Genomic DNA, 21,104 nt, shown 5'->3' with positions numbered 1-21,104 from the left:
GCGCCTGCTCCGAGACGAAACTCGGAACAGGCGCCTCTGGCGACGTTTTACGGAACCTCGGGGGTTTCGGGGTCGGAAGAGAAGCCGGAAAGTAGTTCGATCAACTTCTGGATCAGTTCGAGCGGGTTCAGATCTTCGAGGCTCACGGTAAAGACTCCTTCGCTGTGGAACTACCTGATTCGGACATTTCCGAACGTACGTCATGTCCGAGCGTGGCGGGAGAGCTATCGGCGAAAATCTCTGGATCACAAAGATTTAGGACTAAAGTCGGATGCTCCGGTGTCTGGAGAACGCGATTGCAGCCGTATCCGGGCGTAACTCTTCACGTTTCGCGGCGATGGGCGATCGTGCCATCAAAATGGCTGCGGCACAGGCCCATACCAGAGCGATCAGAACTCCAGCTATCACTCCGAAAAGGCCGCTCAACTCGGCGGCTAGTGCGCTGGCACCGATCGCAGCAACCCCGGCGAACCCGAGTCCGGCGACCACTGGACGCCACTGCGGGGCGGAGATCAAGATCGCCGAGCCGTACAGCGCGGTCGCCGCTGCGACGTGACCGCTGGGTAATAGGTCCTGGGGAACATCGGGAAGCCAGGAACCGAATGCCGCGTTCGTGAGATTGGCGCCCATTCCGAGGAGCAGGATCGCGCCGATGCCGTATGGCAGTCCGCGGACCATCGAGACGACGGCCAGAGCGGTAGTAGCTGCGAGTACAGCGGTGACGTCGAATCGGCTTACCGTCCACTCGGCAAGTGCGCGCACCTGTTCCGGGACGCTCAAACCGGGCGAGGTGGGTCGCACGAAATACAAGACGCCCAACGCTACGACGGCGATCGCAGCAAGGACGAGGAAGCGAGTGGTTGTGGAGGGAGCGGGGTGCTGGGTGGAGGTCGAGACGGTCACGAGTACCAGCATCCCTGTTGAGTCTGTGCCGATCGTGAGGATCAGCTGTGAGGTCTGTAGGCGGTCGGAGAATCGCGCCGAACGACACCCGCACAACCCGCTGCGACCAGGACGCATGCAAACGGGATCAACATCGCTGTGGTGAGAGGCACAAGCTTGGTGACCCACCCGATGGTTGCCGGCCCGGCGAGAAATCCGATATATCCCATGCCGACTACGCGAGACATGTTGGTACCGGCCGAACCTGAGCCCAGATTTCCGGCCGTGGTGAAGATCTGTGGAATACATCCCGACAGGCCTGCGCCGAACAGTGCCCAACCGAGCAGCGTCAGCGGTAGCCAGCCGGACACCACGACGGTCAGCATGCCGACCGACGAGAGCAACGCGCCGTAGCGAACCACGGCCACCGGGCCTACTGCCGCGCTGATCCGATCCGCGGTGAACCGACCGACGGTCATCATGGCGGAGAATGCGCCGAACGACAGTGCAGCAACGGCATTCGAAACACCGAGATCTTCCTTGACCTGCAGCGCGCTCCAGTCGTTTGCCACTCCCTCGGCCAGCATCAGAACAAAGGCGAGGGTTCCGAGGGCAAGTACGCGAGCCGAGAATCTGCCGTGCGTCTTTCCGGCAGTCGACGCCGTTTCGGCATGCACGTCGACGTGAGGGAGAAGGGGTCGCGAGCACAACCAGACTGCCAGCAAGCCGATTGCCGACGCGATGCTGAGCGTGACATACGGCGGAAGATCCAGTGCGAGAGTGCCGAATCCGATGACAGAGCCCAATACGCCACCGACCGAGAACATGCCGTGAAAGGCCGCCATGATCGGGCGCCGGTACAACTGTTCGGCCTCGACGGCCTGCGAGTTCATCGACACGTCCAACGCGCCGTTCGCGAAGCCGAACACGACAAGTGCAGCGCCCAGTTGCCAGGTGTTCGTGGCAAACCCCGGGCCGAGAGTGGCGAATGCCAGCCCGCTACCCGCCAGGACGACCATGCGTCTGCTGCCGTATCGATCTGCGAGCGGGCCGCTCAACTGCATGCCGGCAATGGCTCCGACTGCAAGAAGGAGAAGAAGTGAGCCGAGCGTCGAGTGACTGATCCCCACTCGGTGTTCGATGGACGGGATGTGGACGACCCACATCGCGAGGAGAAATCCGTTGATGCCGAAAATGCCGAAGATGCCGGCGCGGGCGCGCACCAGGGCGGAGGTGGGGACTGCGCGGTCGGTGGGGTTGACGCTCACTCGTTCCTTTCTACAGGTGAGTCAGCAACAGGTCCGGGTTCGCGAGCATCTCTGCGACAAATGAGAGGAATCTCGCGGCCTGCTCACCGGTCAGCACGCGGTGGTCGAACGTCAACGTCAGTGTCACGACGCTCCGCACTTCGATCTTGCGCTCGATCACCCACGGACGCTCGCTCACCGAGCCCAGGCAGAGGATGACGGCTTCTCCTGGATTGAGAAGCGGAATGCCGCCGTCGACGCCGAAGACTCCGACATTGGTGATCGTGACGGTGCCACCCGTCAGGTGACGGACGTCCGTCTTTCCCTCACGGGCAGCAACGGTCAGTTCGGTCACCGCGCGTGCGAGTTGGACCAGGCTCAGTGTCTCGGCGCTTTTGATGTTGGGCACGGACAGTCCACGTTCGGAGGCGACGGCGATGCCGAGATTCACGTCATCGTCGACGGCGGCGTCGCCGCGGGCCTCGTCCCAATGCGCGTTCACCATCGGGTGCGAGGCGATGGCGGCCACCATTGCCTTGGCAGCGAGTGTCAGCGGAGTGAGAGACAGTCCGGTGAACGCCTCCGAGGAACGGAGCCTGCCGAGCAGTTCCATCGAAGGCGTGACATCGGCGGTGAGGAAGACGCTGGCCTGCGGAGCACGGGTGCTGGCAACCATCGCCGACGCCATCTGTTTTCGTATGCCGGACGAGGCCAGGCGTGTCGCGTTATCCGAAGGCGCCTGCACGGTAAGCGCGTCTGCGACGTCAGCCGCGGTGACGGCACCGTCGAATCCGCTGCCGGTGATTTCGCTCAGATCGATGCCGGCTTCGCGGGCCGCGCGCCGCGCCGCGGGGGTTGCGGGCCGACGCTCGGCACTCGCCGCGGATTGCGAGTATGGCGTGATCCTGCTCCGTCGTCGGCTCGGTCTCTCCGCCGCGGGTCCGTATCCGACCAGCACGCTCGGAGACTGTGAATCACTTGGAGACGGTGAATCTGCAGGCTCCTCGATACGGATGATCGGAGTACCCACCGGAACGGTAGTGCCAGGTTCGACGAGGAGTTCTCTGACAACGCCGACGTAGGGCGACGGCAGTTCGACAAGAGCTTTGGCTGTCTCTACCTGGGCGAGAACTTGATTGAGTGCCACCGTGTCGCCGACGCCGACCGTCCACTCGACCAGATCGGCGGACGTCAGGCCCTCGCCGAGATCCGGCAACCGGAATTCGTGCCCTGTACTCATGCTGCCAGCGTCCGGTCGAGTGCTGCGAGGATCCGGTCGGCGTCCGGAAGGTGAAATCGCTCGAGCTTGGCGGGCGGGTAGGGGATGTCGAATCCGGTGACCCGCAGGATCGGTGACTCCAGCTGATAGAAGCAGTGTTCCGCGACGTGTGCTGCGATTTCGGCGCCGACGCCGAGAAACTTCTGCGCCTCATGGACGATGACAAGCCGGCCTGTCTTGTTCACCGACGCCTCGATCGTGTCGAAGTCGATGGGGGAGAGTGAACGCAGATCCACGACCTCCAGATCGTGGCCTTCTTCTTCGGCAATCCGCGCGGCCTCGAGTGCGGTGGCGACCATGGATCCGTACGCAACCACTGTCGCGTCGTCTCCAGGGCGAGCGACGCGGGCACGGTGGAGCGGAAGCTCGGGCGCGGCATCGGTATCCACGTCGGCGGTGTCCCAGTAGCGCCGTTTGGGTTCGAGGAATATCACCGGGTCGTCGGCCGCAATGGATTGGCGGATCATGTGAAAACCGTCGCTCGGATTGCTCGGGTACACCACCCGCAGTCCCGCGGTGTGAGCGAAGTACGCTTCCGGCGACTCCGAATGATGTTCCACCGCACCGATTCCGCCGCCACTGGGAATCCGGATCGTCAGTGCCGCAGACGCAGCGCCTCGGGTGCGGTACTGGATCTTGGCCACCTGCGAGACGATCTGATCGAAAGCCGGGTAGACGAAACCGTCGAACTGGATTTCGCAGACAGGCCGATATCCGCGCAAGGCAAGACCGAAAGCTGTTCCCACGATCCCTGATTCGGCGAGGGGCATGTCGATCACCCGAGTATCGCCGAAGTCCTTCTGCAAGGCGTCGGTAACCCGGAATACACCGCCGAGACGGCCGACGTCCTCGCCCATGATGACAACGCGACGATCGTCTTCGAGTGCGCGTCGCAGGCCGGTGTTGAGCGCTGTCACCAGATTCATGACGGTCATGACGAAGCCCCTTCCAGGCTGCCCAGATACGCGCGATGCTCTTCGCGTTCAGCGTCGATCAGTGGGTGTGCCTCGGCGTAGACGTGATCGAAGAGCGCTGACGGGGGCGGATCGGCGAGCGCGATGGTTGCGCGTCGCAGTCCAGCGGCGACGTCGTCGGCGGCTGCCGCGATGGTGCTGAGTTCGTTTTCTCCGAGAAGATCGCGACGGCCGAGGAGCAGACGCATTCGCTCGAGCGGATCGCGGCTTTTCCACTCCGACATATCCGTATCGGTGCGGTACCTGCTCGGATCGTCGGAGGTCGTGTGCGGGCCCATCCGGCAGGTGATCGCCTCGATGAACGTCGGGCCGCTGCCTTCGCGTGCGCGATTGAGCGCCGAGCGCGTCACGGCGAGCACGGCAAGGACGTCGTTACCGTCGACGCGGATCGCCGGAATACCGTAACCGATCGCCCGATGCGAGATGGGTGTACGGGACTGCAGGGATACCGGTTCACTGATGGCCCACTGGTTGTTCTGGCAGAAGAAGACAACGCCGACACGGAAACTGGCGGCAAATCCCATCGCCTCGGCGATGTCACCCTGACTTGTTGCGCCGTCACCGAAGTAGGCGATCGTTGCGATCTCGGCGCCGTCCAGGTGTGCGCCGAGTGCGTATCCGGTGGCGTGCAGACCTTGGGAGCCGACGACGATCGCCGGATTGGTGACGTTGAATTGTTCTGGATCCCAACCGGAATGGGAGATTCCGCGCCACATGGTGGTCAGCAATTCGGGTGGAACTCCGCGGCAGCACGCGACGGCATGTTCGCGATAGCTGGTGAAGGCGAAGTCGCCTGGGGCGAGCGCTCTCGCGGAACCGACCTGCGCGGCTTCCTGACCGAGCATCGGAGCCCACAACCCGATTTCGCCTTGACGCTGCAGGGCAACAGCTTCGGTGTCGATGCGGCGACTCACGACGAGATCGCGATACAACGACAGCAGTTCGTCAGGCCCGATGTCCGTTATCAGGCGGTCGAATTCGGGACGGCACACCCGTGCGCCGTTCGGTTGGATGAGTTGGACCGGATAATCGAGGTTGTCGACCATCTTCGCTCACCTCGGTTTCTGCTCATGCCCGGCGCGCCTCGTGAGTACGCCGCACAATCCCGATGTGTTGTATGCAGTTGTCGCTCTACCATCAGGATCCCCCTGATTGGGAAATCCGCAAGTATTTTCACTGCCGTATCAAGACCTGAGCTGCGAACTGACGAGTAACAAACGTGTCGGTACGGCCAACCGATCGGACTTCAACCGCTAGCATCGGTGCGGTGACTGCAGTCGGTTTGAACGAAGAAGCTGTTTCCGCGTGGATCGCCGAACTGGGGGTCGGCGCCACGACACCACTGACTTTCGAGAGGATCGGTAACGGGCAATCGAACCTGACCTACTCCGTGACGGATGCGGGCGGAGGACGGTGGGTACTGCGCAGACCTCCACTGGGAACATTGTTGGCTTCCGCGCACGACGTCGTTCGCGAGCACCGCATCCTGTCCTCGCTCCAGGGAACCAAAGTGCCGGTTCCGAAGATCCTCGGCATCACGGAAGATCCGGAGATCACGGACGCTCCGCTGGTCCTCATGAGCTACATCGACGGCGTTGTGATCGACGGCGTTCCGGTGGCTCAGAAGTTGACCGAGGACGAGCGTCGCGCGGTCGGCTTGGCGATGCCCAAAACCCTCGCCAGCATCCACGGAGTTGACCTGGAAGAGACCGGGCTGGACGACCTGGCCAGCCGCAAGCCCTTTGCCGAGCGTCAGCTCAAGCGGTGGTCGGCGCAGTGGGAGAAGTCGAAGACCCGCGATGTTCCGGATGTCGACCGATTGGCCGAGATTCTGCACCGAAACATTCCGGAACAGAACGAAGTGACGTTGGTTCACGGCGACTTCCACCTCAACAACGTCATCACCGATCCGGCCGAGGGGCGCATCGTTGCCGTCGTCGACTGGGAGCTGTGCACGTTGGGGGAGCCGCTCGCGGACCTCGGTGCGCTACTCGCGTACTGGCCGGAAGCCGGTGACAAGGTTGCCGGTCCGTTCATGGCGTCCACGCTGGAAGGCTTCCCGAACCGTGACGAGCTGGTCGCTGCCTACGTCGAGGCGACTGGCCGCGACGTGTCAGCGGTCGGATACTGGCACGTACTCGCTCTGTGGAAGCTCTCGATCATCGCGGAGGGCGTGCTGCGACGTATCCTCGACGATCCGCGCAACAAGGCCGAGCACGGTGGCCCGACGGTCGCGCTGATCGACGGAATCGTTGCACGCGCCGTCTTGACGGCAGATCAGCTCGGTCTGAGCTAGTTTTCGGTCAAGGTCCCGGCTGCAGATCTGATGGCCGCCGGGATCTCCACCGGCTTACGGGTGTCGGCGTCGACGTAGACGTGGACAAAGTGGCCGGTGGCAGCGGGTTCCCAATTGCCACCGTCGACCTCGTGGAATATCGCCAGGGCGTAGACGATGCTCTTGGTGCCCAGCTTCTCGACGGAGATACCCACCTGCAACTGCTCGGGGAACGACAGTTCGCTCAGGTACCGGCACGACGTCTCGGCGACGACGCCGATGGCAGGCAGGGTGCGGATGTCGGTTCCAGTGGAAGACATCAGCCAGGCGTTGACCGCGGTGTCGAAGTACGAGTAGTAGGTCACGTTGTTGACGTGGCCGTAGTGATCGTTGTCGTCCCACCGCGTCGGGACGGGCCAGAGAACGGGAAACTCGCTGATCGACGGGGGCGTCTGCGCTGTGCTCACGGCTTCGACTGTAGTGAGGACTTTCGAGAGAGTGGGGGCAGGGTGGTGCCCTCTAGGACTGCACGCACGATCAGCCCCACTAACAGCGCCCAGAATGCCGATCCGATTCCCAGGATACTGACCCCGGATGCGGCGATCAGAAACGTGACCACGGCGCCTTCACGTTCACTCGCCTCGCTCAGCGCCGACGTGAGGGCGCCGGCAAGCGTTGCCAGGAGCGCCAGTCCGGCAACAGTTTCCACGACTCCGGCCGGTGCGGCGGCTACCAGAGCGGCCACCGCGGCCGCGCCGGCAGCGAGAACGAGATACGCCCAGCCTGCGGTGAAGGCAGCGATCCATCGACGTTTGGGATCCGGATGTGCGGTGGGGGCGGCGGCCAGGGCTGCGCTGATCGCCGCGAGGTTGATCGCATGGCCACCGGCCGGTGCGCCGACGATGGTGCCGATACCCGTCACGATCATCGACGGCCGCCAGGGAACGGTGTAGCCGAACGAATTCATCACGGCCACACCGGGAATGTTCTGCGAAGCCATCGTGACGATGTAGAGGGGAATCGCAATGCCGATCATTGCCTGCCAGGTCCACGACGGCGCGGTGAGATCGATGCGGGGAATCATGGCGCCGGCGTCGAGCACTCGATCCGACGTGACGAGGCTGATCCCGATCACGACCGCTGCTGTGAGAAACGCGAGCGGAACCGCCCATCGCTTGGAGAAGCGCTGCGCGGCAAGCCAAACCAGGATGACGGGCGCGACCGCTGCCGGTGCGTCCCGGACGGCGATGATCGGCGCCAGGCACAACGGCATCAGAACCCCGGCGAGCATCGCCTGCGCGAGGGGCGTCGGGATTGCCGAGATGATCCTTCCGAGCGTCGGCCACAGTCCGGTCAGAACAATCGCGATTCCGACGACGATGAATGCTCCGACCGCCGCCGGCCACCCACCCTCGACGGCTCCCGCGCCGGCGAGCAGAGCGGCACCGGGCGTCGACCAGGCCAGGGTGATCGGCATCCGATACCGGCGTGAGAGCCAGAGCATTCCCAACGCTTGGGTCACACACAGAACCAGCAGTCCGGACGCCGCCTCGGTTGCGTCCGCACCGACAGCCGCGAGGCCGGTGAGCACCACCGCGAACGAACTGGTGAAGCCGACGAGGGCCGTGACGATGCCTGCGCTCATCGGTTGCGAGTTGCTGCGAACGGCTTCCGGTTCGGTGGTATCTGTGGAGTCCGACATGGTCAGTGATTCTGCCCGACCCGCCCCAGACCCGATTTACCTGTCCGGTCGGATGGGTGAGGTGACCGCTTTGCCGTAGATGAGGTGCGTTTGGGCGTGCCAGACCTCGGGATGTGCGGCGAGGTGGTCGATCAATACCCGTTGTAGATGAGCGCTGTCACGGACCGCGACGTGGAGGAAGAAGTCCTCGGGCCCCGAGACGTTAAAGAGCGCAAGCGTTTCCGGCAGCGCTAGCGCGTCGGCGGTGAACCGGTCGACGAGGTCGCGGCGGTGTGGTCGCAATTGAACGGCGATGATCGCCTGCATCGACCGGCCAACGGCTGCCGGATCGACAACCGCATGGATGCCGCTGATCGTGCCGTTGGCGCGTAGGCGTCGTACGCGCTCGTGGCACGAGGACGTCGCCAAACCGACTCGATCGGCCAACACCTTGTTGGTGATCGACGCGTCGTTCTGCAATTCGGCCAAAATCTTCCAGTCCACCGGATCCAGAGGCTCATTCTTCGTCATCTGCCGAACTATATCCGGAGTCGTTTTGAACTTCCCGGATCCAGTTGCACACTCCTGGCATGAACATGTGTCTCGAATCAGCTCGGGTGTGAGGTATTTCGGATGAGTGTCGGTCAATGGCTCGCTTTCGGCTCCCTGCTATCCATCGTCCTGTTCACGCCGGGACCGGATTTTGTCCTGATCCTGCGTCATTCTCTAGCAGATCGTCGGACCGGCGCGGTGGTGGCCGCCGGTGTGATTTCCGGGCTCTTCGTTCACACCGCTGCCGCGTCACTGGGTCTCTCCGCACTTGTGGCGACACGGCCACAGTTGCTCTCCGCGCTCACCTACGCCGGGGCGGCATATCTGACCTGGCTCGGCATCTCCGCGATTCGAAGTGCTTTCAAAGCCCGCGCCTCGGACGAGGGAATTCCGGCAGCGAAAGAACCGATCGCGGTCACCACGGCATTTCGCTACGGCTTCCTCTCGAACCTGCTGAACCCGAAGGCGTTGTTGTTCTTTCTCGGGCTACTCCCGCAATTCATCGAGCCGGGTGAAGGCGCAGGGCTGCGGACGTTGATGTTGGCGGGCGCGACGGTGGTCGCCGCGGCACTGTGGTGGGCGATCGTGGTGGTGTTGGCGGCCGGAGCCGGCAAGAAGCTGCGTCGCCCTGGCGTCGGGAAGCGAATCGACGTGGTGACGGGAGTGTTGTTGGTGGGCCTCGGTGCCTTCTTCGGGGTTGCATGAGTGGTCGTGTCAGGATGGGCTCATGACACTTCCCGTGCTGATCGACGTCGAAGAACTGTCCGCTCTCATCGAGGCCGGCGCTGCGCCGCGATTGCTCGATGTCCGATGGGCGCTGGGTGATTCGAACGGCGAGCAGCATTTTCGCGACGGCCATATTCCCGGTGCGGTATTCGTGAACCTCGACGAGGAACTTGCCTCGCCGCCGTCGCCGGACGAGGGGAGGCATCCGCTGCCGAGTCTCGAAGACCTGCAGGCCGCTGCGCGTCGTTGGGGAATCGACGACGGTGATTCGGTGGTGCTCTACGACGCCACCGGCAACACGGCCGCTGCCCGTGGTTGGTGGCTGCTGCGGTGGGCCGGGCTCTCGGATGTCCGACTGCTCGACGGCGGGCTACAGGCCTGGGAGTCCGCGGGACTGCCGTTGGCGGCCGGTATCGGTGAGTCGGTCACTCCGGGCAGCGTGACTTTCACCGGCGGCAACATGCCGACGGTCGACATCGACGGCGTCGGCGACTGGACGCGTGCGGGCGGTGTGCTTCTCGACGCCCGAGCCGGGGAGCGGTACCGCGGCGAGGTCGAGCCGATGGATCCCGTCGCAGGGCACATCCCCGGTGCGGTGAACGCGCCGACCGCCGAGAACATCACCGGCGACGGGCGATTCCTGGATACGACCCACCTGCGTGAGCGATTCGCCGGACTGGGCGTCGGAGACAAGGTGGCGGTGTACTGCGGATCCGGAGTGACTGCAGCGCACGAGATCGCGGCGCTCGCGATCGCCGGTTACGACGCGACGCTGTTCCCGGGCTCGTGGTCACAGTGGTCCAACGACAGCACTCGCGCCGTCGACACCGGAGCCTGAGTCAGCTCTTGGTGCGATCGATGAATGACGGCACGAGAAACCACAGCGCCGTGAACATGATCGCGGCGCACGCTGCCAAAACCTTTGCGGCAACTCCGCCGACGGCGACCTCGGCGATCAACAGGACCGTGCCGGTCATGGAGGCGGCCAGAAAGGCTATGCCGCACAGGGCGAATCGGTTGGCCACGGGCAATATGTTCTCGCGGTGCCCACGGCGGAAAAGCATGCGATGCCAGACCGCGGGTGCCATCAGGAACCCGAACGAGATGGCAACAAGGATCACCGTCACCAAGTGGATGCCGCGGATGTACGCCGACGCTTCCTCGTAGCGTTCGGTGAATGCCACGGCCAGCAGGAAGGCAAACAGGATCTGCACACCAGAGAGCGCGACGCGCAGTTCTTGCAACAACTCGTTGAAGTTCCGCGCGAGTTGTTGAGGTGGAGTCTCCCCGGTCTCGTTCACGGCGACGTGGTTCCTACGCCCGTGAGTATTCCGACGCTCGCTGGATCTGCTCCGCGCTCGGGCGCACACCGGTGTAGAGAACGAACTGCTCGGCGGCCTGAAGGGCAATGACCGATGCTCCTGTGATCGCCGTTTTGCCGAGTTCGGTCGCCAACGCGATCAGTGGCGTCTTCGAAGGCATCGCGACGACGTCGAAGACGACATCGGCTGCGCGCACTGCGTGCTCGGGGAACGACAGTGCATCTGCTTCTGCGCCGCCGGACATACCGATCGGGGTGGCGTTGATCAGCACACCGGGACGAAGCTCACCGAGTTCGGCCTGCCAGTCGAAGCCGTACTGCTTCGCAAGCGATGACCCCACTTGCTGGTTGCGGGCGATCACGGTGACGTCGGTGAATCCGGTGTCGCGCACCGCGGCGACGACTGCTTTTGCCATGCCACCGCTGCCGGCGACAGCGACGGACAGGCTCGTGTCGACGTTGTTGTCACGCAGTAGATCGGCCACCGCCTGATAGTCGGTGTTGTAGGCGTGCAGCACTCCGGACTCGTTGACGATCGTGTTGACGGAGTCGATGGCGCTGGCCGAATCATGCATGACGTCGATGTGCTCGATGACCTGTTCCTTGAACGGCATCGACACCCCACAGCCTCGAATCCCGAGTGCTCGTATGCCGGCGATCGCGGCTGGCACGTCTTCGGTGGTGAAGGCTTTGTAGACGAAGTTCAAGCCCAATTCTTCGTAGAGGTAATTGTGAAATCTGGTGCCGATGTTGCTCGGTCGCCCGGAGAGCGACATGCACAGGAGCGTGTCCTTGTTGAGGTCGACGGTCATCGTTCCCACTCTAATCGCGAGTTCGGAGTAGTTCTTGATGGAGGAGTGCACCCATCCGGATGGCCCGCAGCGCCGAATGTCGGGTATCCGATCGAAGCACCACTCGCACCGACAGAGCCGAGACGACATGGTCACACAGAACATCGACGAGCACCCGAGCACCGAATCTCGTCCACCGCGTCGTAGATGGGCTGCTCACGCGATCTCCGGGGTCTTGGCCGCGGCTGTCGTCCTGGGCGTCGGTGAACTGGTTGCGTTGCCGATCAACCCGGACGCGTCGCCCTTCTACGCGGTAGGTGCGACTACCGTCGACCGAACGCCGGCGTGGGCTCGCGAGTTCGCGATCGATACTTTCGGTACCAATGACAAGCCGGCGCTGTTCATCGGAATGTCGATCTTGATCGTTCTGCTCGGTGCGGTGGCCGGGCTCCTGGAACGGCGACGCCGCCCGATCGGCAGCGTCATTCTCGTTCTTCTGGGCGCGGTTGGTGTGTATGCGGCGATACAGCGCCCGACTGCCGATGCGATGTACGTGTTCCCGACGCTGGTCGGTGTGGTGGCGGGCGTCGCAACCTTGCGGTTGCTGATCACACAACTCGAAGTGCCGCTCTCGCCGGGCGTCGCCGACTCGTGGTTGCCTCGTCGTCAGTTTCTTCTGCTGGCAGGTGCGGCGTTGGCAGTGGCTGCGGCAGCGGGTGCGGCCGGGAAGTTCGTGGGGCAGAGAATCGCCGGAGCAGTAGCGAATCGTGAAGATTTTGTCGTGCCCACCGCCGCTGACCCGGCGCCGCCGATTCCGGCGGGTGCGGACATCGGGATTTCGGGTGCATCGACGTACATCACGCCCAACGACGACTTCTACCGAATCGACACGGCTCTCCTCGTTCCGCAATTGACGACGGATTCGTGGGAACTGCGGATTCACGGAATGGTGGACCGGGAGATGACGTTGTCGTTCGACGATCTGGTGGCGCGAACGCCCATCGAGCGGGTCATCACGCTGACGTGTGTCTCCAACGAGGTGGGCGGCGTTCTGGCCGGAAACGCGAAGTGGATCGGTTATCCCATGAAGGACCTGCTCGACGAAGTCGGTGTCCATCCCGACGCCGACATGCTCCTCTCGACCAGCGTCGACGGCTTCACAGTCGGCACCCCGGTCGAGATAGTCACCGACGGCCGTGACGCGATTCTCGCCGTGGCGATGAACGGTGAGCCGTTGCCGTTCGAGCACGGCTATCCCGTTCGGCAGGTCGTTCCCGGTCTGTACGGTTTCGTCTCCGCCACCAAATGGGTGACGGAGTGGGAGTTGACGCGTTTCGACAAGGTCGAGGCCTATTGGACCCAGCGCGGTTGGGGTGCGCAGGCACCGATCAAGACGTCCTCGCGTATCGAGGTGCCGGCAGCTTTGGCGCCGATCGAGCCGGGCCAGGTGCTGGTGGCGGGAACGGCCTGGGCTCAGCATCGCGGGATCGAGAAGGTCGAGGTTCGCGTCGACAACGGTGAATGGCAACCGGCGACGCTGGCCCAGGAGTACTCGATCGACACCTGGCGTCAATGGTCGTGGATGTGGGATGCAGGCTCAGGTTTACACACCGTGCAGGTCAGAGCGACGGATTTGGACGGGAACGTTCAGGTGGAAGAGCGCACTCCGCCGATCCCCGGTGGAGCCACGGGATGGCACACCAGGTCGTTCACCGTGAAGTGACGGGAAAATCCGAATGGGGTTCGGTATACAGGCGAACGACTCGCTGAGCCATCCATCCGGCGATCAGGGTTCGCAGTCCGAAGTCGAAGGTGTCGTCGGTTCGCAGTGGGGTCGTAGCCTCGCGCGTGATCTCGCTCGGATTGGAGGATTGAGTCCACGCGACATCCGGCGTCGAGAGTTTCACGACGGATCCGAGAACCAGACTGTCCAGCGTGGAGATTGCGTGACGAGTATCGGCCGAATTGAAACCCCCGTCCGAAAATGCTTGAACCAGTGCAGTATCGATATCAAAAGTCACCTCGGTGCGGACGCTGCGTGTCATGAGTAGCGGGATGAGGCGCCAATGTTCGACGGCAGCTCGGCGATAGGCCCACCCCCACGCGCTGATCCGCTCGCTCCATCCTGCGGGTGGTTCGGGGACAGAGATCGACGACATCACGCGGATGCGCATGAGTTCGACGATCTCGGATCGACCCGAAATATGTGTGTAGAGCGAAGACGGAGTCACGTTCAGTTGCTTGGCGATCCCGGGCATGGTGAAGTCGCCGGTTGCGTCGACAGCATCCAGAGCCGCGTCGGTGATGTTTCGCGTGGACAGTATCGGCTGAGTGGGACGCGGCATCGATTCTCCTGGTGAGGGATTCGTCGGCAATCTCGGACTTGATCGATTGATGACAACTCCTTGATTTCGGGAGCCGATATGCATCATACTAACCGAACCCTATTCGGTATGTCGGCGGAATCTTCCGGCGATCGGTACACGTCGGAGGAACATTCAATATGTCTGTCGTATGGCTGACCGGTGCAACGATCATCGACGGGACGGGCGCCGACCCGATCGAGAACTGCGCTGTTGCTGTGGAAAACGGGCGCATCAGTGCACTCGGTGGCACGCCACCCACGGGGGCGGAGGTGCTGGACTGCGCTGGGCTGACAATCACGCCCGGCCTCATCGACGCACACGTTCATCTCGGTGGATCGAGCGATCTCGCACCGAGCCTGCGGCGTCAGATCTCGGTAGCCGAGCTCGCTGCAGACATGTTCGCGACCTGCGCATCGACCCTCGACGGGGGATTCACCACTGTTCGTGACTGCGGCGGAATCGACGGTGGACTCGCCGGAGTTGTCGCCTCGGGCAAGATTCCGGGTCCGCGGATCATTCAGTGCGGCCCGATCCAGTGCCAGACCGGTGGACACGGACACCTGGCGGCCGAATGGGAGCCGACTTCGGACTGGTCCGATCATGACATCCCCGGATTACGGTGTATGTCTCTGCTTTCCGACGGTCCGCACGAAATGCGAAAGAACGTTCGCGAGACGTTCCGCAGGGGTGCGGACTTCCTCAAACTGTGTGTCACAGGGGGAGTGGTATCGACTCATGACAAGCTCACCGATACCCAGTTCACGGTCGACGAGATCGAAGTTGCCGTCGAGGAAGCCAATGCGCGCGGTACCTATGTCACGGTGCATGCCCACAACAACGAGGGAATCCGAAACGCTGTCACTGCCGGCGCGAAATGCGTCGAGCACGGCTCAGGTATCGACGACGAGACTGCCAAGTTGATGGCCGAGCACGACGTCGCGTTGGTGCCGACGTTGGCTGTGGTGCAGGCACTCTCGGACAGCGCGGCGTCAGCAGGTCTACCCGAATCGATTTCGGCTCGGATCGGCCAGATGATGCAGGGTCAGATCGACGGGCTTCTTGCTGCTCGAAATGCCGGCGTCAGAGTGGGCTTGGGATCGGACCTCATCGGTACCGATCAAACGGGCCGGGGAATGGAGCTGGTCCTGCGCGCCAAGGTCGAAACCCCGATGGACGCATTGGTTTCCGCTACCCGGATCAACGCCGACATTCTCGGTATCGCCGACGAGGTCGGCACCATCGAAGTCGGTAAGTTCGCCGACCTCGTTGCCTTCCGCGGCAATCCGTTGACGGATCCCTCGATCTTTGCCGATCGTGAGCGGATCGCACTCGTCATCCAGAGTGGGCGAGTGGTGAAGGACTGCCGCTAGATCAGCAGCGAGTGGCAAGGTCCGTCAGGGTCGAATGATCAGCTCGGCTGACTGGTAAGCCATAGGAAATCGCGACGGTCAGGTACTTGCCGGCGTAGAAGCATCGGTACGCAGGATCGGGCGGCAACCAGTCACTGGGCGTGCTGTCGCCTTTCGCCTGGTTGTCGGGGCCGTTGACGGCCAACAGGTTCAGAGACATGTCGTTCGCGAACCTCATCCGCAACGCAGGAGTCCAGGAGTTCGCGCCGAAGTCCCAGGCCGCGGCGAGCGGGAAGACGTGGTCGATCTGGACGGACTTGGCCTGGCTGCGTTCGAATTCGATGCGATCTCCGGAGTACGGGTCGGTCATCGCGCCGGACAGTACGACGCAGTCACGTGTTCCTGGTTTGAACACCACGTCCGAGAGATCTTGGGCCAGGACGTTGTTGCGGGTATCGCACCCGTCGTGGCCACCAGGTGCGTCCTGGTCGTCGGACCACGCGGGGCCGAAGACGCAGGCTTCTCTGAACAAGAATTCAAGCTTGGTAATCATGTGGAAGTCCTTCCCGAGATCGATCCGAATCCAGGCATTCCGAGGTCAGTTGTTGCCGATCCTCGTTTCATCGTGGCATCGACCTGTGCGATCTTGTCCCTGACTCCGGTGTAGCTGACCTGCAGTCCTTCGACTTCACCCAGCCAGCCTTCCTGTTTGGCTTCGATGATGCGGGCTTCGAGGTTGTCTCGGATTTCTTCGAGCCTGCCTCGCTGCGTTGGATCCGGCCGCAGGAGTGAGCATCTGACGCAAGCATGCTCATGGATGCAGGGTGTGCCGAACGACCGTGCGCAGGTCCCGACCGATACTTTCCGCTTCTCGAAATGAGACAAGAACGCATCCCATTCATCGTCGGTCGGTGTCCGGTATTCCTCGCTGGGCCTCATCGAACGACGACGCGCGATGAACGCTCGGTGCGCTTCTATAGTTTCCGAGGGGTAGACGGCCTTGTAGCCCATCGTCGTGTCAATTGTCTTGTGCCCGCAAATAACCTGTGCGATATGGGGTGGCAGGCCGTTCATGATCGCGTCGGTGACGAATATTCGCCGGAAGTCGTGGGGCTGAAACATCAACGGATCGCCACTGGCATCGGTGAGAGCTGCCACGGTGAGCGCATTGATGAGGAGCTTGCGGACGAAACTCGGTGGGATCGCTCGGCGTTCGTTTCCGATTCCCCGCTGAAAGAGCAGCGGCATCGGCGGATTCCACAGCTTCTCCTGCGTATCGTAGGCAGCCACGAGAGGTATCGATCCGTTGGGTTGCCGCGAACGCTGAACGACCGCACTGAGGACTTCCGCGAGCTCGGGACTGACCAAGATCAGCCGCTCGGTATCGGTCTTCGATGGAGCTATCTGCAGCAGCGGAACCAGTTCACCGGTACTGGGTAGTCGGTATTCGGTGATGCTGTGGTGACTGAGCTCGAGGAGCTCTTCATGACGGATACCGCTGAGCCGCAACACTTCGATGGTGGCGAATGCCCAGAATGCTTCCTCGTCCTCGTAGGTGAGATCGCGGCGAACACCGCTGACAGTATTGTCGGCCCATACGACGCGGCCGGTTCCCCGACGGATCAAGGATCGTCGCAGTTCTCCGTCGGTTCCCGCGATCACCTCACCTGGTTCGGTGTTCTGCGCCGCAACGAGTAGTGCCGCTGCGGCCGCGCGGCGGTCAGCGGCGGACCGAACCAACTGAGACAGGACAGGCAACCGCTCGCGGGTGCGTTGGTCCATCCGCGCTTTGCGGTGTTTGAGTTCCTTGCCTCTTTTGACCTCGCCGTCACTGATCGGGCAGGGCGCCACCCACTGCGCCCAGCGGGACGGATCTTCGACGGCCCAGTGCGCGAGGTCGAGATAGAACGCGCGCACTTGCAACAGATTGTCTTTGTAATTCTTTCGGGGCGAAGTTGTTTCGTGCTTTCGTCCCGCCGCGTCGACGGCGGTGCGTGTGATCGATCTCAGGTCGTCCTTCCATGCGCGGGCGACGTCAGGCGGCAGGTGCAGGGTGTCGATACCGGGGGCGAGTGTCTCGACGCGGCTCCAGAACAGCCCGGCAAGTCCTCGGGCACGAGAGTTGAGGCTGGTGTAGTCCAGCGCGGGTTGACGCTCGCGCAGATAGTCGATGAGCAGATCTCGGATCGGTTGGTTCTCGATCGGGTAGCGGTCGACGAGTTGTTCGATCGTCAGCTGTCCGACCGGAGCGCCGAACGCGCGGATGCTGTGTGGTGCGTCCTCGGGAAAGATGCCCATCGCACGTAGTCGCAGGTAGAAATCGATCTTCTTCTGACCGCGGCGGGAGTGCACCTGCGCCATCGTGTCGATCAGCTCCACACAATCGCCGACAGTGATCTCTGCGACAGTCCCGCCTTTGGATACCAGCAGGGTCGCGATTCTGGTCGCTGCGATTCGTGCATCGTCTCGCGAGGTATCCGGCTGAGTGGCAGCAAGCTCGTCCAACCGCGCGAATCCGTCCGGATCTCGCAGCTTTGCCATCATCGGCGCGAGAAACGGGTGCGCCCGGGAGAGCATCCACGACAGCTGTGGCCGGATCACGTCCAGGCACAGCAACATCAGCAGTCCTGCAGCCAGGTCGTTGCGATCGTGTCTGACAGGGCGCCCGTGTCCGGCAATCCATTCCACCGGGAGATCGGCCCATGAGGCTGTCGCGCCGTAACGAGATCCGCGGATGTTCTCGGCGCCGCTGGCGAGCCACCGGGCTTGCCAGGTATCGCCGGGCACCGAAGCCAACCAGGTCAGTATCTTGATCACGCCTCGGTGCCGTCCGGCTCGGGTGGTGACCGCAGCCTCGGCAAGCACCGAGCAGTTCAGTCGGGCCTCGACAGCTTCGGCAGAGGCAGCGGTGTGCGGCCACCAGAGTTCAAATTCGCGTGGTGGAAACTGTTTGTGCAGTTGGTGAATCCTCGAATGTGGCACCGGTGTGACCTCGAAGCGTTCCGGGCGGGTCATGTGCTTGACGGCAGTGCTCACAACGACCTCCCGAACAGCACGCTCAACGCTGCCGGATCGTACCCAGGTGCAGGAGGCGGTGGAGGAGTCCTCGGATGTTCCCGCTGATCAGCAGTACGAGCGTGGTGGGCCAGGACGCTGGCGATCACCTCGTCCTTGTCGGGTGTCAGATAAATTTCGGTCGTCGACAAATGTGCGTGCCCCAGCACCTCTTTGACCTCCACCAAGGACAAGTGCGGGTCGTTGGCCATCCGCCTCGCTGCACTGTGACGTAAGTCGTGCAGAGTCCAATCCGAACCGAGAGTGGCGTTCGCACGCTCGAACATCCGATGCGCCGCATGGTAATTCAACGGGCGGCGAGGTTTCCGCAGTGTCCACCACAACGGTTGCGTCCGTCCGAGTGGCACCTCGCCCCACACCTGCTCCTGATACAACCGCAACCAGACGAACGCGTCCGCCGACGCGGGTACCTGCTCCACCGCACGTGTTCCCTTGCGCACCACAGTAATCAACTGCTGCCCCGGGTCGACATCGCACTCGCGGACTCCCAACAACTCCGACGCTCGCACCCCCGACGAAATCCAGAACGCCACCAACGCCCGGTCCCGATCCGACGACAATGCCGCGAACAACTTATCGAACAGATCCTCGGGAATCGCTCGGGGAATCCGCTGCGAGACCCGAGGCCGGTAGCGTCCCACACGCTCAGGTGCCCAATGATCCATCGGATTGTGGTGCGCATGAGCCCGTCTCGACCGGCGAGAGAGATCGAGAGGGAACGGATTCAGGAGCGGGCCAGTACCTGCGTCCCGATGAAAATCGTAGAAACTTCGCAGCACCGTCTCACTGTGCGCCACTGTCGCCGGCGAGTACCCGGCCCCCAGAGCCGGTTTGCCGGTGACAGGATTCGGCGATGCCGCAGCAGTAGCAGCCGCCTCGGCGCTGGCCGGCACCACTGATCCTTGTCGTGCCTTCGCCGTCAACTGGATCCAACAACTGAAATCGCGGGCATCGACCCGATCGGCACGATCCCACGCCACGTCCACAGCGTGAAGGAACCGCCACCATCTGAGCAGATCCATACCGTATGAACGCACCGTCGCCACCGACCTCCCGGAAGCGATCAGCTCCCGGAAGAACACCTCGACGGACTCCACTCGTTCATCGTCGCTGCCCTGCAAGACGTAAGGCTCCGCCGCCTGACCTGTCGCTATCAACCGACCCACTCGGGCCACCACAAGCCCCGACAGATCTCTCGAACTTTCCCCTTCGCTCATGTCCGCAAGCTACCGACCCACATCGACCCCACCCCTTCAGACCTGCACCATTCGGCATTTAGTTCAGTCAACGGGGCCTCGCCGTTACCGCAGCCGCGCTGGTATCCACCCGGATGTGGTCGGGTGTCGACAATCGCTGTCCGGGACAGCAACTCTTCCAGTTCCGATCGCGTGGGGCTGCCAGGGGCCGACTCGAGACGCTCGTCCCCGAACCATCCGCAGGACGCGACGAGACATACGAGCGCGAGCGTCGACAGGATCGCAAATAACCGTGCAACCACCTGTGCCCCCGCCCGTCGTAGACGGTGATTCAACGCCGTCCGTCGTAGACGGTGATTCAACGCCGTCCGTCGTAGACGGTGATTGAACCATCGGGGGCCGACAGGAATCAGCCGAACTCGATCACTACTTTGCCGGCGGCATGGCCGTCTTCGACTGCAGCGAGCGCTTCCCCAGCGCGGGAGAATGGGTACCGCCCGGACACGGACGGGTCGAGGATCCCGTCGGCCACGAGCGCCGCGACCTCCGTGAATACTGCTGTAGTTCTTCGGCGTTCGACACCACCGCCGCCGAGTCGGCTCGCAGCCAGAGGATCGGCGATGCTCAGGATCGGTGCGTCCGGTCGGGCGAGCTCAGCGCCGCGAGTGAGAGTGTCCCCGCCGACCAGGTCGAAAACCGCGTCCACTCCGACTGGGGACAACGCGGACACGTCGTCTGCGAAGCCGTCCCCCGACGCAACCCAACGTGCTCCCGCTTCCTCGATCGCGGTTCTCTTGGACTCGCTCGCGACACCGATCACGTTGATACTCCGCGCCAGTGCAAGCGCGATCGTGCTGCGACCAACGCCGCCGCCGGCGCCGAGCAGCAGGAGTGTCGCCCCGGGTTTCAGACCGAGATCGTGGAGTGCGTCGTAGGCCGTTCCTGCCGCAACCGTCAGCACTGCGGCATCGGCCCAGGACACGGTAGGCGGCTTGTGTGCTGTCGAGGAGACGTTGAGCAATGTCGACGCGGCGTAGCCGCCGAAGCCGGTCGCGGTAGCGCCGAACACTTCGTCGCCGACCTCGAACTCGGTGACCCGCGGACCTACTCCGATGACAACACCGGACACTTCGCGGCCCAGAACCGCAGGCAGCGTCACCGGGACAGTATCTTTTCGAGTACCCGCGCGAACTTTCCAGTCAGCGGGGTTGACGCCCGCCGCTCGGACCGACACCAGCAGTTGGCCGGCACCCGGTGGGGGCAAGGTGACGTCGAAGTAGGACTGTGTGTCGGGTCCGCCGTACTCGGTGAAGCCGTATGCCGTCGTCATGCCTGCCAGCCTATTGCCCGGTAGGCGGGAAGTGGTGTCGGTGGCACCTGATTGGATGGT

At 63.0% G+C, this 21,104-nt stretch carries 19 protein-coding genes and 1 pseudogene; 5 read left to right on the top strand and 15 right to left on the bottom strand.

The features are described from left to right. Positions 1-261: 261 nt before the first annotated feature. From RHP72_RS19215 to pdhA, 5 genes are read right to left on the bottom strand one after another with little or no spacing between them, the layout of a single operon-like run. Positions 262-915 carry a hypothetical protein gene (locus RHP72_RS19215; protein ID WP_311093703.1) on the bottom strand — a complete coding sequence of 218 codons (654 nt, stop codon included), beginning with the start codon at positions 913-915 and terminating at the stop codon, positions 262-264. A 29-nt stretch (positions 916-944) separates the two neighbouring features. After that, the gene (locus tag RHP72_RS19210) at positions 945-2,150 is read right to left on the bottom strand and encodes an MFS transporter (RefSeq protein ID WP_065456333.1); all 1,206 of its coding nucleotides are present in this window, start codon (positions 2,148-2,150) and stop codon (positions 945-947) included. Positions 2,151-2,160: 10 nt separating this feature from the next. Further along, positions 2,161-3,369 (bottom strand): dihydrolipoamide acetyltransferase family protein, encoded by a 1,209-nt coding sequence (locus RHP72_RS19205; protein ID WP_311093702.1) that lies wholly within the window; start codon positions 3,367-3,369, stop codon positions 2,161-2,163. Further along, positions 3,366-4,343: an alpha-ketoacid dehydrogenase subunit beta gene (locus RHP72_RS19200; protein WP_311093701.1), complete on the bottom strand. Its 978-nt coding sequence runs from the start codon at positions 4,341-4,343 to the stop codon at positions 3,366-3,368. Before RHP72_RS19200 ends, RHP72_RS19205 begins: the two co-directional genes overlap by 4 nt. Next, complete coding sequence (gene pdhA / locus RHP72_RS19195; protein ID WP_311093700.1) at positions 4,340-5,428, bottom strand: pyruvate dehydrogenase (acetyl-transferring) E1 component subunit alpha; 1,089 nt, start codon at positions 5,426-5,428, stop codon at positions 4,340-4,342. Before pdhA ends, RHP72_RS19200 begins: the two co-directional genes overlap by 4 nt. A gap of 221 nt (positions 5,429-5,649) precedes the next feature. Here pdhA and RHP72_RS19190 point away from each other — a divergent pair, with 221 nt between their 5' ends. Then, positions 5,650-6,678, top strand: coding sequence for a phosphotransferase family protein (locus RHP72_RS19190; RefSeq protein ID WP_003941376.1), 1,029 nt, complete (start codon positions 5,650-5,652; stop codon positions 6,676-6,678). Here the strand turns inward: RHP72_RS19190 and RHP72_RS19185 are convergent. From RHP72_RS19185 to RHP72_RS19175, 3 genes are read right to left on the bottom strand one after another with little or no spacing between them, the layout of a single operon-like run. Then, complete coding sequence (locus RHP72_RS19185; protein WP_269613884.1) at positions 6,675-7,124, bottom strand: thioesterase family protein; 450 nt, start codon at positions 7,122-7,124, stop codon at positions 6,675-6,677. The genes RHP72_RS19190 and RHP72_RS19185 overlap by 4 nt on opposite strands. Continuing rightward, entirely contained in the window at positions 7,121-8,359 is a 1,239-nt protein-coding gene (locus RHP72_RS19180) for a benzoate/H(+) symporter BenE family transporter (protein WP_311093698.1), read from the bottom strand. The genes RHP72_RS19185 and RHP72_RS19180 overlap by 4 nt, the downstream gene beginning before the upstream one ends. 36 nt (positions 8,360-8,395) lie before the next feature. After that, on the bottom strand, positions 8,396-8,869 hold the full coding sequence (locus RHP72_RS19175) for an Lrp/AsnC family transcriptional regulator (RefSeq protein ID WP_003941284.1): 474 nt from the start codon (positions 8,867-8,869) through the stop codon (positions 8,396-8,398). A gap of 102 nt (positions 8,870-8,971) precedes the next feature. On the opposite strand from RHP72_RS19175, the gene RHP72_RS19170 reads away from it, so the two are divergent. Further along, complete coding sequence (locus tag RHP72_RS19170) at positions 8,972-9,595, top strand: LysE family translocator (protein WP_003941342.1); 624 nt, start codon at positions 8,972-8,974, stop codon at positions 9,593-9,595. Between the two features lie 22 nt (positions 9,596-9,617). Continuing rightward, positions 9,618-10,454, top strand: a complete 837-nt coding sequence (locus tag RHP72_RS19165; RefSeq protein ID WP_311093697.1) for a sulfurtransferase — start codon at positions 9,618-9,620, stop codon at positions 10,452-10,454. Position 10,455: 1 nt separating this feature from the next. Here the strand turns inward: RHP72_RS19165 and RHP72_RS19160 are convergent, their stop codons facing one another. Both RHP72_RS19160 and RHP72_RS19155 read right to left on the bottom strand, forming a co-directional pair. After that, the gene (locus RHP72_RS19160) at positions 10,456-10,917 is read right to left on the bottom strand and encodes a DUF6328 family protein (protein WP_003941357.1); all 462 of its coding nucleotides are present in this window, start codon (positions 10,915-10,917) and stop codon (positions 10,456-10,458) included. Positions 10,918-10,930: 13 nt separating this feature from the next. Next, positions 10,931-11,749 (bottom strand): shikimate 5-dehydrogenase, encoded by an 819-nt coding sequence (locus RHP72_RS19155; protein WP_064074733.1) that lies wholly within the window; start codon positions 11,747-11,749, stop codon positions 10,931-10,933. 127 nt (positions 11,750-11,876) lie between these two features. Here RHP72_RS19155 and RHP72_RS19150 point away from each other — a divergent pair, with 127 nt between their 5' ends. Further along, on the top strand, positions 11,877-13,451 hold the full coding sequence (locus tag RHP72_RS19150) for a molybdopterin-dependent oxidoreductase (protein WP_311093696.1): 1,575 nt from the start codon (positions 11,877-11,879) through the stop codon (positions 13,449-13,451). On the opposite strand, the gene RHP72_RS19145 is transcribed toward RHP72_RS19150, so the two are convergent. Then, the gene (locus RHP72_RS19145) at positions 13,438-14,073 is read right to left on the bottom strand and encodes a TetR/AcrR family transcriptional regulator C-terminal domain-containing protein (RefSeq protein WP_311093695.1); all 636 of its coding nucleotides are present in this window, start codon (positions 14,071-14,073) and stop codon (positions 13,438-13,440) included. The genes RHP72_RS19150 and RHP72_RS19145 overlap by 14 nt on opposite strands. 158 nt (positions 14,074-14,231) lie before the next feature. Here RHP72_RS19145 and RHP72_RS19140 point away from each other — a divergent pair, with 158 nt between their 5' ends. Then, on the top strand, positions 14,232-15,464 hold the full coding sequence (locus tag RHP72_RS19140; RefSeq protein ID WP_054781514.1) for an amidohydrolase family protein: 1,233 nt from the start codon (positions 14,232-14,234) through the stop codon (positions 15,462-15,464). 1 nt (position 15,465) lies between these two features. Here RHP72_RS19140 and RHP72_RS19135 read toward each other — a convergent pair. The 4 genes and pseudogenes from RHP72_RS19135 to RHP72_RS19115 all read right to left on the bottom strand — a co-directional run. Further along, positions 15,466-15,966, bottom strand: a pseudogene (locus RHP72_RS19135) (HNH endonuclease family protein); the annotation flags it as partial. 26 nt (positions 15,967-15,992) lie between these two features. After that, on the bottom strand, positions 15,993-18,479 hold the full coding sequence (locus RHP72_RS19130; RefSeq protein ID WP_296554630.1) for a site-specific integrase: 2,487 nt from the start codon (positions 18,477-18,479) through the stop codon (positions 15,993-15,995). Further along, positions 18,476-19,735, bottom strand: a complete 1,260-nt coding sequence (locus RHP72_RS19125) for a site-specific integrase (protein WP_209909218.1) — start codon at positions 19,733-19,735, stop codon at positions 18,476-18,478. The genes RHP72_RS19130 and RHP72_RS19125 overlap by 4 nt, the downstream gene beginning before the upstream one ends. 388 nt (positions 19,736-20,123) lie before the next feature. Then, positions 20,124-21,044: an NADP-dependent oxidoreductase gene (locus tag RHP72_RS19115; RefSeq protein ID WP_054827462.1), complete on the bottom strand. Its 921-nt coding sequence runs from the start codon at positions 21,042-21,044 to the stop codon at positions 20,124-20,126. Positions 21,045-21,104: the final 60 nt, after the last annotated feature.

The sequence above is a fragment of the Rhodococcus sp. SG20037 genome (assembly GCF_031763325.1).
Lineage (GTDB): Bacteria > Actinomycetota > Actinomycetes > Mycobacteriales > Mycobacteriaceae > Rhodococcus_F > Rhodococcus_F qingshengii.
This window is presented reverse-complemented; position numbering and strand designations above follow the sequence as displayed.